13 protein-coding genes are annotated in these 14,281 nt (G+C 67.8%); 3 read left to right on the top strand and 10 right to left on the bottom strand.

The window, feature by feature from the left end:
• Window positions 1-91: 91 nt before the first annotated feature.
• The 10 genes from atpA to VL973_RS00650 form a co-directional block, all read right to left on the bottom strand.
• Entirely contained in the window at window positions 92-1,621 is a 1,530-nt protein-coding gene (gene atpA, locus VL973_RS00695) for a F0F1 ATP synthase subunit alpha (protein ID WP_325282115.1), read from the bottom strand.
• A gap of 2 nt (window positions 1,622-1,623) precedes the next feature.
• Complete coding sequence (locus VL973_RS00690; RefSeq protein WP_325282114.1) at window positions 1,624-2,178, bottom strand: F0F1 ATP synthase subunit delta; 555 nt, start codon at window positions 2,176-2,178, stop codon at window positions 1,624-1,626.
• 168 nt (window positions 2,179-2,346) lie between these two features.
• Window positions 2,347-2,679: a DUF423 domain-containing protein gene (locus VL973_RS00685; protein WP_325282113.1), complete on the bottom strand. Its 333-nt coding sequence runs from the start codon at window positions 2,677-2,679 to the stop codon at window positions 2,347-2,349.
• Window positions 2,676-4,469, bottom strand: coding sequence for a cation:proton antiporter domain-containing protein (locus VL973_RS00680; RefSeq protein ID WP_325282112.1), 1,794 nt, complete (start codon window positions 4,467-4,469; stop codon window positions 2,676-2,678). Before VL973_RS00680 ends, VL973_RS00685 begins: the two co-directional genes overlap by 4 nt.
• Window positions 4,469-4,906, bottom strand: a complete 438-nt coding sequence (locus VL973_RS00675; protein WP_325282111.1) for an iron-sulfur cluster assembly scaffold protein — start codon at window positions 4,904-4,906, stop codon at window positions 4,469-4,471. The genes VL973_RS00680 and VL973_RS00675 overlap by 1 nt, the downstream gene beginning before the upstream one ends.
• 32 nt (window positions 4,907-4,938) lie before the next feature.
• Window positions 4,939-5,484: a CvpA family protein gene (locus VL973_RS00670; protein WP_325282110.1), complete on the bottom strand. Its 546-nt coding sequence runs from the start codon at window positions 5,482-5,484 to the stop codon at window positions 4,939-4,941.
• Window positions 5,485-5,529: 45 nt separating this feature from the next.
• Window positions 5,530-6,099 carry an aminoacyl-tRNA hydrolase gene (pth, locus tag VL973_RS00665; RefSeq protein ID WP_325282109.1) on the bottom strand — a complete coding sequence of 190 codons (570 nt, stop codon included), beginning with the start codon at window positions 6,097-6,099 and terminating at the stop codon, window positions 5,530-5,532.
• 84 nt (window positions 6,100-6,183) lie between these two features.
• Window positions 6,184-6,861 (bottom strand): 50S ribosomal protein L25/general stress protein Ctc, encoded by a 678-nt coding sequence (locus tag VL973_RS00660; RefSeq protein WP_325282108.1) that lies wholly within the window; start codon window positions 6,859-6,861, stop codon window positions 6,184-6,186.
• Between the two features lie 110 nt (window positions 6,862-6,971).
• A complete protein-coding gene (locus VL973_RS00655; protein ID WP_325282107.1) occupies window positions 6,972-9,344 on the bottom strand; it encodes a penicillin acylase family protein in 2,373 nt (790 codons plus the stop codon).
• Window positions 9,345-9,578: 234 nt separating this feature from the next.
• Complete coding sequence (locus VL973_RS00650) at window positions 9,579-10,028, bottom strand: MarR family winged helix-turn-helix transcriptional regulator (protein WP_325282106.1); 450 nt, start codon at window positions 10,026-10,028, stop codon at window positions 9,579-9,581.
• Window positions 10,029-10,108: 80 nt separating this feature from the next.
• Here VL973_RS00650 and VL973_RS00645 point away from each other — a divergent pair, with 80 nt between their 5' ends.
• From VL973_RS00645 to VL973_RS00635, 3 genes are read left to right on the top strand one after another with little or no spacing between them, the layout of a single operon-like run.
• A complete protein-coding gene (locus tag VL973_RS00645; protein WP_325282105.1) occupies window positions 10,109-11,266 on the top strand; it encodes an HlyD family secretion protein in 1,158 nt (385 codons plus the stop codon).
• Window positions 11,263-12,825, top strand: a complete 1,563-nt coding sequence (locus tag VL973_RS00640; RefSeq protein ID WP_325282104.1) for a DHA2 family efflux MFS transporter permease subunit — start codon at window positions 11,263-11,265, stop codon at window positions 12,823-12,825. Before VL973_RS00645 ends, VL973_RS00640 begins: the two co-directional genes overlap by 4 nt.
• 8 nt (window positions 12,826-12,833) lie before the next feature.
• On the top strand, window positions 12,834-14,252 hold the full coding sequence (locus tag VL973_RS00635; RefSeq protein ID WP_325282103.1) for an efflux transporter outer membrane subunit: 1,419 nt from the start codon (window positions 12,834-12,836) through the stop codon (window positions 14,250-14,252).
• Window positions 14,253-14,281 lie beyond the last annotated feature (29 nt).

Below are 14,281 nucleotides of genomic sequence, written 5' to 3'. Positions count from 1 at the left end.
CGGGTCGCGGAAACGATGGCGTCAACCGCACTGCACGCCGCGGCAAAGCAGTCCGGCTTGAGCCGTATTTCCGCGAGATACGTCAACGACATCAGGCAAACGTCTTGGCAAAGCTGTCGAGCGCCGCTTTGAGCTTGCCCTTGGTATCGTCCGACAGGTCCTTGGTATCGCGGATCGCGGTCAGCACGTCGGCGTGCCTGGCGCGCATCTCGGTCAGCATCGCCTGTTCATAGCGCACGACATCGCTGGTCGGCACCGCGTCGAGATAGCCCTGCGTGCCGGCAAAGATCGACACGACCTGCTCCTCGAACGGCATCGGGCTGAACTGGGCCTGCTTGAGCAGCTCGGTCAGGCGCGCGCCGCGATTGAGCAGCTTTTGCGTCGAGGCATCGAGGTCCGAACCGAACTGCGCGAAGGCGGCCATCTCGCGATACTGGGCCAGCTCCAGCTTGATCGAGCCGGCGACCTTTTTCATCGCCTTGGTCTGCGCGGCCGAACCGACGCGGCTGACCGACAGGCCGACGTTGATCGCCGGGCGGACGCCCGCGAAGAACAGGTCGGTTTCGAGGAAGATCTGGCCGTCGGTGATCGAGATCACGTTTGTCGGGATATAGGCCGACACGTCGCCTGCCTGCGTCTCGATGATCGGCAGCGCGGTGAGCGAGCCGGCGCCCATTTCGTCCGACATCTTGGCGGCGCGCTCCAGCAGGCGGCTGTGCAGGTAGAACACGTCGCCGGGATAGGCTTCGCGGCCCGGCGGACGACGCAGCAGCAGCGACATCTGGCGATAGGCGACCGCCTGCTTCGACAGATCGTCATAGACGATGACGGCGTGCATTCCGTTGTCGCGGAAGAATTCGCCCATCGCACAGCCGGTATAGGGCGCGAGGAACTGAAGCGGGGCGGGTTCCGACGCGGTGGCGGCGACCACGATCGAATATTCCATCGCGCCGTTTTCTTCGAGCTGGCGCACGATCTGCGCCACGGTCGAGCGCTTCTGGCCGACGGCGACATAGATGCAGTAGAGCTTCTTGCTCTCGTCGTCGCCCTTGTTGACTTCCTTCTGGTTGATGAAGGTGTCGATCGCGACGGCGGTCTTGCCGGTCTGGCGGTCGCCGATAATCAGCTCGCGCTGGCCACGGCCGACGGGGACGAGCGCGTCGAGCGCCTTGAGACCGGTCTGCATCGGCTCATGCACCGACTTGCGCGGGATGATGCCGGGCGCCTTCACCTCGACTCGGCTGCGCTTGTCGGCGACGATCGGCCCCTTGCCGTCGATCGGGTTGCCCAGCGCGTCGACCACGCGGCCCAGCAGGCCACGACCGACGGGCACGTCGACGATGGTGCCGGTGCGCTTGACGGTGTCGCCTTCCTTGATCTCGGCGTCCGAGCCGAAGATCACGACGCCGACATTGTCGGCTTCGAGGTTCAGGGCCATGCCCTCCACCCCGTTGGCGAACTGGACCATCTCGCCCGCCTGGACATTGTCGAGGCCGTGGACGCGCGCGATGCCGTCGCCGACCGACAGCACCTGTCCGGTTTCCGACACCTGCGCTTCGGTGCCGAAATTGGCGATCTGGTCCTTGATGACCTTTGAGATTTCTGCGGCGCGGATGTCCATTTTCAGCCCTTCATGGCATGTGCGAGAGAGTTGAGGCGGGTCTTGATCGAACTGTCGATCATCTGGCTGCCGATCCTGACGACCAGGCCGCCCAGAAGCGATGGGTCGACCGACAGGTCGACATTGACGTCGCGACCGACGCGGGTGCGAAGCTGCTGTTTCAGCGCGTCGACCTGACTGTCGCTCAGCGGGTGGGCGGAAACGATCTCGGCCGTGGTTTCGCCGCGGTGGCGCGCGGCGAGCGCACGGAACGTCGCGATGATCGCGGGCAGATCGCGCAGGCGGCGGTTTTCGGCCAGCACGCCCATGAATTTCGTCGTCACCGGATCGAGACCCAGATGCGCGGCGACGGCGGCAATCGCCCTGCCGGCGTCCGCCCGGCCGATCAGCGGGCTGTTGACCAGCGCGCGCAGATCGTCCGATTCGTTCAGCGCCTGACGCACCGTCGCCAGGCTGCCCTCGACCGCGACCAGCGCATTCTGTTCGCGGGCAAGGTCGAACAGGGCGGTCGCATAGCGTCCGCTGAGGCTGGCCTGAATACCGCCGGATGTCTCCACGCGCGTCCCTTCTCGCGAAACTGGGCTTCCCATCGCGCCGGATGCGCGAACGGGGCCGCAGCGGCTGCGGCCCGTCGGGAATGGCGCGCGGCTAGCATCGTTGCGCGGTCCGTGCAAGTCGAGGCGTGCCCTGCAGGCCGGCACCCGGAAAGCCTGACGCAGATGGGATCAGCGGCGCAGCATGGTCCAGGCAAGCCACAGCCAGCCCGCGATCATCAGCGCCCCGCCGATCGGCGTGATTGCGCCCAGCCAGCGCGGCGCACCCAGCGCCATGGCATATAGCGTCGCGGCAAAGATGGTCGCGCCCGCCAGCAAGGCCCAGCCGGGACCGGTCGCGCGCTGCTGGACGACGACCAGCACCGCGACGGCGTGGATCAGTTGATAGGTGCCGCCGGTGCGGAGCCATTCGGCGGCCTGGCCGCTGACGCCGTGCGCGCCGAACGCGCCCGCGCCGATCGCGACCGCGCCCGACAATGCCGCCAGAAAGCCCAAAAGGTTCATGGCTGTTCACGCACGCCTGGTTCGTCCTGCCGCTGACGCTTCTGCCGCGCCTGGCTGAACATCACGTCGCGCGCGGCATAGATGTCGCCGGCCTCGAGCTGGATGCCCAGCCTTTTGGCGTCGACCCGGCGATATTCACCCTCGCTGCGTTCGATCTCGCCATCGTCGACGCCGACGGCGCGCAGTGCCTGCCGCGCCATCACCACCGCCGATTCGAGGACTTCGCGCACGGCGCCTGCCAGCGGCGCGTCCTTGAGCGCGATCAGCGTGCGGCGGTCGAACACGCGCGTCATCACCGCCGCCTTGGGATAGGCATTGGCGACCATCTCCAGCATCTCCTTGGTGATCTGGTCACCGTCGAGGCAGAACAGGATCAGTTCCGCATCCTGCGCCCCGGCCAGCCGGAGCAGGTCGGGGCGGGTGCCGTCGCCATAATAAACCTTCATGCCGAACTTGCCGCCGGTTTCGATCACCTGCGGATCGCGATCGATCAGCGTCACCGACAGGCCCTGCGCGATCAGCATCTGAGCGACCGTCTGGCCGAATCGGCCATAGCCGACGACGATCGCGCTCGCCCCGTCATGGCGCGGCGGTTGCAGCGCGGCCCCGTCGCCCGCCGCGGGTTCGGTGCGGAAGCGCTTGGTCAGCATCATCAGGAACGGTGTCGTCGCCATCGACAGGGTGACGATCGCGCCGAACAGGCTCGCCGCTTCGGGCGCAATCAGATAGGCGTTCTGCGCCTGCGCGAACAGGACGAAACCGAATTCACCCCCCTGGCTGAGCAACAGGCCCATGGCGAGCGCCGGGCGCCAGTTCATGCGGAATGCAAGGCCGATCAGGAAGATTACGCCCGCCTTCACCGCGACCAGCGCCAGCGCCATGCCGATGACGAAACCGGGCCGCGCGGCCACCGCGTTCAGGTCGAGCATCATGCCGACCGCCAGGAAGAACAGGCCGAGCAGGATCGACCGGAACGGCTCTACATCGGCCTCAAGCTCATGACGATAGGGGCTGTCGGCGAGCATTACGCCCGCGATGAATGCGCCCAGCGCCGTCGAAAGCCCCAGCGCCTCCATGATCGCGGCGGCGGCGATGACGGTGAACAGCCCGGCGAACACGAACATCTCGCGCTCGCCCAGATTGCCGATCAGCCGGAACAGCGGGCGAAGGATGAAGCGGCCCGCCAGGATCAGCCCCGCGATCGCCAGCACGGTGTTGAGCGCCAGCACCCAGCCCGGCGGCCCGGCGGCATCGGCGGGATTGCGACTGAGCGCGGCGATGATAGTGATGAGCGGGACCAGCGACAAATCCTGAAGCAGCAGCACCGAAAAGGCGCGTTCGCCAAAGGGGGTTCGCAGTCGCCCTGCCGATTGCAGCATCGGCAGCACCTGTGCCGTCGAGGACAGGGCCAGCGGCAGGCCGAGCGCGATCGCCGCCGCCAGCGTGAAGCCCGCGCCCAGCAGCACCAGCCCGGTGACGGCCAGCCCGCACAGCACCACCTGTAACAAACCAAATCCGAAAATGTCGTGTTTCAGCCGCCACAGCCGCTGCGGACTGAGTTCGAGGCCGACGAGGAACAGCAGCAGCGTGATGCCCAGTTCGGCAAAGGTCAGCTTGCTCTCCGCATCGCCGACCAGTCCCAGCACCTGCGGTCCCACCACCGCGCCCGCGACCAGATAGCCCAGCGTCGCGCCCAGGCCCATCCGGCGAAACGCCAATACCGAGATCAGCCCCGCGCCAAGCAGCGGCGCGAATTCGCGAACCAGCGACAGTCCCCCATGCACCGCCATCAGCGCGCCGGGGCCTTTTGCCGCGCGGCCTCGGCTGCTTCGGCGGCTGCTTCAAAGGCGAGGCGGATCGAGGGATGGCGCGCGCTGTGCGGCAGGGCGGGGGCGAACAGGTCCAGCTCCGGCCAGTCGGGCGGCGTTTCGCCCCCGGCCAGCCAGGCGGTCAGCGCATCGCTGACGGCGTTTAGTTCTTCGGGCGATTTGCCGACCGCGCCCTTGGCCATCAGTGCCGACGACGCCTGACCCAGCGCACAGGCACGCACGCGCATCCCGATTTCGGCAATGCGCCCCGCGTCGTCCAGATTGACGTCGACCGTCACCCGGCTGCCGCAGATCGGCGAGCGCCGTTCCGCGCTGCCGTGCGGATCGGGCAGGCGCGCGTCAAAGGGGACGCTGGCGGCGAGGCGCAGGATTTCCTGGTTATAAAGCGTGGCTGTCACGGGACCCATTTAGGGCGGCCGGCCCGCGCGCGCTACCGTCCGATGCGCGCCAGCGTTTCTTCGGTGAACACGGGTTCGCCGCGCCGGCGCCGGTCGACGAAATCGGCGATGCTGGCGCTGGTGCTGTTGAGCAGCGGATAGGTGCGCGAGTCGCGAATCCATGCCGGCCGCCGCGCCGCGCCGCCGTTCCAGGTATCGACCACCAGCACCACGACGACGAACGCCAGGCTGACGAGGATCAGTCCTTTCAGCGCGCCGAAGCCGAACCCTAGCGCCCGGTCGACCGGACCCAGCACCGATGCCTTGGTCCGCCGCCCGATGGCGCCCGCCACCATCTTGCCGCCCAGCCACACCACGCCGACGATCAGCGCGAACGACAGCACTGCCGCGCCCGATGTCGTGCCGACGGGACCCAGCAGCATCGCCGCCAGCGGCGTGTGGAACAGCCGGACGGCCAGCACGACCAGCAGCCATGCTAGCAGCGACAGCACTTCAGTCACGAATCCGCGCATTGCGCCCAGCACGGCGGCGCCGCCGATCGAGAGGAGAACGACGATGTCGAGCGCGGTCAGGTCCATGATATCGCCTCTATCGTGCGCGCCCGCGCTTGCGAAGGGGGTGGCTCAATCCTGAAGCCTGAGCGCCACGTCATTCATGAACCGCACATCGTCGCCCGCCGCCAGCCAAGGCGCTTCCGCCGCCACCGCGCCCAGCAGGTCGCTCAGATCCTCGATCTCGGCCTTGGCGAAATTGCCCAGCACATGGCCGGTCACGCGGTCCTTGTGCCCCGGATGGCCGATGCCGAGGCGCACCCGGCGAAAATCCGCTCCGGCATGGGTGATGGTCGAGCGAACGCCATTGTGCCCGGCCGCGCCGCCGCCACGCCGCACCTTGACCTTGAACGGCGCAAGGTCGAGTTCGTCGTAGAACAATGTCACATCTTCGACGCCGAGTTTGTAGAAATCGAGTGCCGCGCGCACGGCACGGCCGCTGTCGTTCATGAAGGTCGCGGGTTTCAGCAGCAGCAGTTTTTCGGCGCCCATCCGCCCTTCCTGCAGCCAGCCCTGAAACTTCTTTTGCGGCGGGGAGAAGCCATGGACCCCGGCGATCGCGTCAATCGCCATGAAGCCGATATTGTGCCGGTGCATCGCATAAAGCGGCCCCGGATTGCCAAGCCCGACCCATAATTGCATCGCCGCACTCCCAAAAGCCAAGACGGCGGCCGGATCGTAATGACCCGGCCGCCGCCCGATATTCCAGCCATAGGCGCCAGGCGATTACTCGCTGGCTTCCCCGGCCTCGTCGGACGCGTCGGCATCCTTCTGCTCGGTGGCCTCGACGGCGTCGGCAGCGACTTCTTCCTCGTCGCCGGCTTCCGACTTCATCGCCGACGGCGCGATCACGGTCGCGATCGTGAAATCGCGGTCATCGATCGCCGATTCGGCACCGGCGGGCAGCGTCACCGCCGAGATGTGCACCGTATCGCCGACTTCGAGACCCTTGAGCGAGACCTCGACCGATTCGGGGATCTTGTCGGCGTCGACCACCAGTTCCAGCTCGTGACGGACGACGTTCAGAACGCCACCCTTCTTGATGCCAGGGGCGGCGTCTTCATCGACGAACATGACGGGCACGGCAACGTGCACGCTGGCGTTCTTGCTGACGCGCAGGAAATCGACATGGACGGGGCGGTCGGTGACGGGATCGAACGCCACGTCCTTGGGCAGGGTGCGGATCGCGCTCTTGCCGGCGCCGGCGATCATCACGATCGAGTTCATGAAATGGCCGGTGCCGAGCAGCTTGGCCAGTTCGCGCTCCTCGACGTGAATCGAGAGGGGTTCCTGCTTGTTGCCGTAGATCACGGCGGGGACGCGGCCTTCACGACGAAGCGCGCGGGAGGCTCCCTTGCCAACCCGCTCGCGCGTCTCGGCCGACAGGTTAAGCGTATCGCTCATGTCGGTGCTCCGAAATGCTGGTTATAACACATTCATCCGGCCGAGCCTCCAGGGATGACCCCGGCACGGAAGCGGCGGCGCATAGGGCAAATGGCCACGCTCCGCAAGGTTCAGCGGGGATCGAGGATCGTGCGCGCGGTTGCTTCGGTATCCACGCGCTCGCGTGAGAAGATCAGGGGCAGCATGCGCCCCTCGATCCAGGGCTGCACCTGATCGCGGTAATGCGGGCTGGCCGGATCGCCCGACTGGCCGGGGAAGTTCAGGAACAGGCTGTCGTCCCAGCCGCCGACATCGATCGCCTGAAGGTAGCTGGCGCCGCCCGACACCCCCATGTCGGACGCGACCCAGCGAGCATTGACGGTGTGGCGGTTGCCACCCGACCCGCCCGCTTCGATCGCGGGAAACGCCGCCGCGATCGCGGGAAAGCGGGCGGCGAGCGGGTGTTCGACGCGGACATCGTGGATCGTGCCCCAGCGCCACAGGGCGGGTTCCGGTCCCATGCGCCGCACCGCTTCCGCCCACCCGGCGATCAGCGCCATCGCGACGATCAGGTCGCGCGAGCCGGTGGGGTTGGGGCCAAGCCGCTTGTCGGGCTGCTCAAGGATCGCCAGCATCACGCCGGTTTCGAGATGCGACGCCATGTCACGCGCATCCAGCGGCACGACAATGTTCAGCAGCCGCTGTTCCAGATCGGCCCAACTGAGCGCGAACAGCGCGGCGGGACCGCTGTCGGCGGCCATCGTGCCGTCCCAGCCGCGCAGCATCTCGACCGCTTCCCGCGCCGCCGGGGCGGGGTCGGCGGGCAGCATCGCCACGAAGCGGCGCGCGGGTGCGGATGACAGGTCCTGCATCAACGCCGCTGAGTCGGCCACGCTGTGGCGCGTCTGGTTTTTCAGGACCGCCGTGATCCGGTCATATCGCCATGGCTCGCTGAAATCATGGCTGAGGGTCGGCTTGTAATCGGCGGGCAGGTTGTTCTGGTTGGCGCTGGCCATCCAGCCCGATTCGGGATCGGTGATCGAAGGCATCTGATCGAGCGACAGGCGCCCCTCCCAGTCATAGCGGCCATCGCCGGGGGCCGGGACCATGCCGTCATGCCCGCCGCGTCGCCGGGGCGCGAAGCCGATGATCGACCATGCAATATGCCCGTCGACATCGGCATAATGGAAATTGGCGGGCGACGGGTGGTGCCGGAATGCCGCGCGCAATCCGGCCCAGTCGCGCGCCAGGTTGATCGCGATCATCGCGAAGATGCCGCTGGCGCCGGGTTGCTGGGCGATGTTCGCCAGCGCGCTGGCCCGCCGGGTCTTCGGATCATGGGCGATCACCGGTCCCTGCACGGCATGGCGCAGCACCCGTTTGCGCGGTTCCTCTCCCCGCACGCGGATGGTCACGTCCTGCCGGTCAAAGGTCTTCCAGCGGGCGCGGTGCCAATAGCGTTCGGGGTCCACCGGATTTAGCTCCAGTACATACAGGTCCGACTGGTCGATATGGCCGTTGGTGCGGCCAAAGGCGAAGCGGTCGGTATGCCCCTGCATGATGCCGGGCAATCCGGGCGCGCCGCCGCCGATCACGTCGAGGCCGGGCGCCGACAGATGGGCCACATGCCGGGGGGCAAAGCCACCGATCGACAGGTGCGGGTCGTTGGCCAGGATTGGGCGGCCGGTCGCCGTGCGCGACGGTGCGACGGTCCAGGCGTTGCTGCCATCGGGGCTGCCATCGGCCTCGGGCGTGCGCGGGGCCAGCAGCCCCAGGTCGGCAGCCGTCACGGCCTCGATGTCAAGCCCGTCAGGAAAGCGGATGGCATGGTCGGGCCGCGGCGGCGCGATCAAGGCGTCGAGGTCGAGCCGCTTCATTGCCGACAGCCGGGCGCGGCGCACCTCGTCCCCGACATTGCCGGCGACCAGTTCGCGCGCGGCGACCAGATCGGCCAGCGACCAGCGCAGCGGCTTCAGACCCAGGATCGCGTGCTCGGCCGGCAGCAGGGCAGGGTCGGCGCTCACCTGTTCGATGCGCGCGTTAATACCCGCGACATAGGCCTCGGCACAGGCGCGCACCTCGTCGGGGACGGCGCGCAACTCGCCATCGACATCGCCGCGAAACCGGGCAAGCGCGGCGCGGATGTCGCTGTCGACGAAATCGGCGCCGAACGCCTCCGCCAGCCGGCCCATGCGGCGGCGATAATCGTAATCGATCTGGAACAGCCGGTCGCGCGCGACGACCCAGCCCTGACCGAAAAAAGCATCGGCCTTGGTGGCGGCGCGGATATGCGGCACGCCCCAGCGATCGTCCACGATCTCGATTGCCGCCGATAGCCCTTTGAGGCGGACGCGGCGGGGCAGTGGCGGGGGCACCGGCGGCGCGCTCGGCTGGATCGACACGAACGGCACATCCTGTGCGCGCAGCGGCGTCGCGGCCATCGCCACGCCGCCCAGCAACAGCGCGCGGCGCGTGATCTTCAAGGGCAAGCGGGCGTCGGTCATCGGCCGACAGCTTCGTCGCCAGCCAGCGCGCCATGTCAACCGCCGCTGCGCTCAACCGTCGCGGAAACGCGCGATCAGGTCAGGATCAGATAGGTCGAACCGAAAATCGCCAACGCGCCGCCGCTCAGGCCGCACAACAGCCCGAAGCGACATTGGCACAATGACGCGCCGATGCGTTCCATGCCACCTCTCCACGCCGCCGCGCATTGATGGCGGTCGGCGGGATCGAGGATATCACCGTTCGGATTCGCCGCAAAGCGAGTCCATGCCGGCGATCAGCTTTTCGAGCGTGGCGCCCAGCACGTCGCATTCAGCGGGATCGAGCGGGGCGAAAATCTCGAGCGTCAGGCGGTGGCGGAGCGGTTCGGTCGCGGCGATCGCGCGGCGCCCTTCGTCGGTGATGCGAAGCCGCTTGACCCGACGATCGGCCGCGTCGGGCGTGCGTTCGATCAGCCGGTCGCGCTCCAGCCCGTCCAGCGCCTCCGTCACGGTGCGTGGCGCCTGGCCCAGCCATCCGGCGAGGTCGGCGGCCTTGGCCTCACCGCCCTGTTTCTCGATCAGCAGCAGCATCTTGGTGCGCGCCAGCGACGCGCCCTGTTCGGCCATCGCCGCATCCACGCGCCGGTGCATCCGCATATAGGTGCCCGCCAGCAGGCGGGTGAGATCGTCGCTGCGATATTCCATGAGGAACCTCAATATATGGTCTTGCACAATGCTGCAAGTGCGAGCACATGGGCGGCGAACGATTCGTTAAAGGCACTGCCATGGCTGACTCCGCCCTGACCGACACCCCTGCTGAAGCCGAACCGGCGCCCGCATCCCCCGCGAAGAAGCGACGCGCGAAGATCATCATCCTCGTGCTGCTGGGCGTCGCGCTGGTCGGCGGTCTTGTCTGGTTCCTGCGCTATCAAAGCTATGGCAAGTTCCAGCAATCGACCAACGATGCCTATGTCCAGGCCGATTCGGTGACGGTCGCGCCCAAGGTGTCGGGCTATGTCGACCGCGTGCTGGTGGCCGAAAACCAGACGGTGAAGGCGGGCGACCCGCTGGTCCGGATCGATGCGCGCGATTATCGCGCACAGGCCCAGCAGAGCGAGGCGCAGATCGACGTGGCGCGGGCCAATGCGCGCGGGGTGGAGGCGCAGATCGCCGAACAGCAGGCCGCGATCGCCCGCGCCCGCGCCGAACTGGCCGTCGCGCAAACCGACGCCAGCTTCGCCGATGCCGAAGTGGCGCGTTATGCGCCGCTTGCCGAAACGGGTGCGGAGACGCGCGAGCGCGTCGCGACGCTTCGCAATCAGGCGCGACAGGCAAGCGCCCGCGTCGCTGCCGCCCGCGCCGCGCTGACCGCGGCCGAGCGCCGGGTCGGCACGCTGCGCGCCCAGATCGCGCAGGCTGAGGCACAGGCGGAAGGCGCGCGCGCCCAGCTCGACGCCGCGCAGACCGATGTCGGCGCGACGCTGATCCGCGCGGCGATTGACGGGCGCATCGGCGACAAGACCGTGCGCGTCGGTCAGTTTGTCCAAGCCGGCACGCGCCTGATGTCGGTGGTGCCGACGCGCGACCTGTATATCGAGGCCAATTTCAAGGAAACGCAGCTTGGCCTGATGCGCGTCGGCCAGCCCGTTCGCATCGAGGTCGATGCACTGCCCGGCGTCGAAATCCCCGGCCGCGTCGCCAGCATTGCGCCGGGCACCGGCGCGCAATTCTCGGTCCTGCCGCCCCAGAACGCCACGGGCAACTTCACCAAGATCGTTCAGCGGGTGCCCGTCCGCATCGCATTGTCGGCGGGTCCGGCGGCGCGTGCGCTACTGGTCGCGGGCATGTCGGTCGAGGTCAGCGTCGACACGCGCAGCGCCCGCGATGCCGCCGAGCGCATCGCGCGGGAGCAGGAGGCGCATAACGAGCGGATCGGCCGGTGAGCGCCGCCGCCGCCACGGCGGACGCCCCGCGACCGGTGCCCGAACGCGCCGACGCCGCCGCATGGCTGGCGGTCGCGGCGGGCAGCCTGGGCGCGATGATGGCGACGCTCGACATCTCGATCGTCAATTCGGCGCTGCCGACCATCCAGGGCGAGATCGGCGCCAGCGGGACCGAGGGGACATGGGTCGCCACCAGTTATCTGGTTGCCGAGATCATCATCATCCCGATGGCGGCATGGCTGTCGCGCGTGTTCGGGCTTCGCAACTTCCTGATCGTTGCCGCCACGCTGTTTACCCTGTTCTCGATGGTCTGCGGTATTGCCAATGATCTGACGACGATGATTATCGGGCGCGCGGGGCAGGGGATTACGGGCGGCGCGCTGATCCCGACGGCAATGACGATCATCGCCACACGCCTGCCGCGATCGCAGCAGCCGATCGGCAACGCATTGTTTGGTGTTACCGTCATTCTCGGCCCCGTGCTGGGACCGCTGGTTGGCGGCTGGCTGACCGAAAATCTCAGCTGGCATTATGCATTCTTCCTCAACCTGCCGGTCGGCATCGTGCTGGTCACGCTTCTGATCGTCGGCCTGCCGCACCAGAAACCGCATCTGGAGGAGCTGGCCAATGCCGACTGGCTGGGCATCATCGGGCTGGCGCTGGGACTGGGCTGCCTGACCGTGGTGCTGGAAGAGGGGCAGCGCGAGCAATGGTTCGAGAGCCGCGAGATCGTGGAGCTGTCGATCCTGTCGGTCATCGGCTTCATCTGTCTGTTCGCGGGTCAGTTTGTCGCGAAACGACCGGTCATCAAGCTGAAACTGCTGCTCGACCGGCAGTTCGGCGCGGTGGCGGTGATGGGGGTCGTGCTGGGTATGATGCTGTATGGCACGGCTTATGTGATCCCGCAGTTCCTGGCCGCGATCGCGGACTATAATGCGTTGCAGGCGGGGCAGATCGTGCTGATCTCCGGCTTGCCCAGCCTCATGCTGATGCCGTTCACGCCGATCCTGATCCGCCGGCTGGACATCCGCATCGCGGTCGGCGCCGGGCTTTGCATCATGGCCTATAGCTGCTTCATCGACACGACGCTGACGGCCGATGCGGTCGGCAACGAGTTCGTCGAGTCACAGTTGCTGCGCGGTGTCGGCACGATCCTGGGGTTCCTGTTCCTCAATCAGGCCGCGATCGCGTCGGTCCCGCCGGAGGATGCCGGCGACGCCGCCGGGCTGTTCAACGCCGTCCGCAATCTGGGCGGATCGCTGGCGCTGGCGGGCATCGCCACGATCCAGGATCAGCGCATGTGGTTCCACAGCCGCCGGATTGAGGAATCGCTGTCGGCCAACTCGCTGGCCGTGCAGGATTATCTGGCCGGCCTTACCCGCACGTTCGGCAGTGCGGAGGCGGCGATGCGGACGCTGGGCGGCACGATCCAGCGGGAAGCGCTGGTGATGACCTATAACGATATTTTCCTGGTGCTGACGGTGCTGATCGTCGCCGCGGTGCCGCTTGTCCTGTTCCTGCGTCCGCTGCCCCAGGGGCAGATGGCCGCGATGCATTGAGGTTGCTCATGCGAAAGATCCTGCCGCTTCTGTCGCTGTCGGCGCTGGCCGCCTGCACCGTCGGTCCCGATTATGACGGGCCGAAAACCGCCGGTGCCGTCGCCGCGCCCGCCGGCTTTGCGCGGGCGGGCGACCTGTCGGTCGCCGCGCCGCAGGTTGCCGATTGGTGGACGACGCTGAACGATCCCGTGCTCGACGCACTGGTGGCGCGCGCATTGGCCGAAAACCCCAGCGTCGATGTGGCCGAGGCGCGGTTGAAACAGGCACGCGCCGCGCTGCGCCTCGACCGCGCAAATGGTCTGCCCAACGGCAATGTGCAGGGCACCTATGTTCGCGCCGAACTGCCCGAAGGCGGGCTGACCGGTGGGGAGGGCGAGTCGGGCGGTGGCGGCACTGCGGTCGATTTCTACAATGTCGGCTTTGACGCCAGCTGGGAAATCGACCTGTTCGGCGGCCAGCGCCGCCGGGTCGAGGCCGCGCGCGCGGGCGTGGCCGCGGCGGAGGCGCAGGTCGCCGACGCGCAGGTCAGTCTGACGGCGGAGGTTGCCAGCGCCTATGTCAATTTGCGCGACCGGCAGCGGCGGCTGGAACTGGGACGGCAGACGGCGGAGACGCGGCGGCGGATGCTGGCACTGACCGAACAGCGTTTCCGCGCGGGCACCGCCAGCCAGCTGGATGTCGAGCGGCTGCGCGGGCTGGTGGTCGAAAGCGACGCGGCGATCGTGCCGATCAATGCGGAGCGCGACGCCTATCTCAATGCACTGGCGGTGCTGGTGGGCGAAGCGCCGGGGACACTCGATGGCGAACTGGCGGCGATCCGCCCCGTGCCGCTGCCCCCGGCGGAGGTGCAGGTCGGCGATCCGACGGCCCTGCTGGAGCGTCGCCCCGATGTGCGGGCCGCCGAACGGCTGCTGGCGCAGCGCAGCGCGCAGATCGGCGTGGCAAAGGCCGCGACGCTGCCGCGCATCAGCTTTCTGGGCCTGATCGGCATCGGCGGCACCGACCCTGGCGACCTGTTCGACCTCGACAGCCTGGCCGGGCTGGCCGTGCCACGGCTGACCTGGAACGCGCTCGATTTCGGTCGCGGCGGTGCGCGGGTGGGGCAGGCGGAAGGCGCGCGGGACGAAGCCGCCGCGCAATATCGGGGCGCGGTGCTGACTGCGCTCCGCGATGCGGAGGATGCCCTGTCGCGCTTTGCCGCGCGCCGCAGCGCCGTCGCCAACGCCGCCCGCGCAACCGCGACCGCCGACCGCGCCGCGACGCTGATGCAGCAACGTTACCGCGCGGGCGTCGCCACGCTGATCGACACGCTCGACGCCGAACGCCAGCGCACCGCCGCCGAACAGGGGCTGGTGGAAGCGACGGCGGCGATGACCGCCGATTATGTGGCGTTGCAGAAGGCGCTGGGACTGGGCTGGCGGGGGTGAAGTTCTGATGCTAATCGGGTATCAAGAAG

It is taken from the genome of Sphingomonas sp. (assembly GCF_035490575.1).
Lineage (GTDB): Bacteria > Pseudomonadota > Alphaproteobacteria > Sphingomonadales > Sphingomonadaceae > Sphingomonas.
The sequence above is the reverse complement of the archived record's forward strand: the minus strand, read 5'-3'. Positions and strand labels throughout refer to the sequence as shown.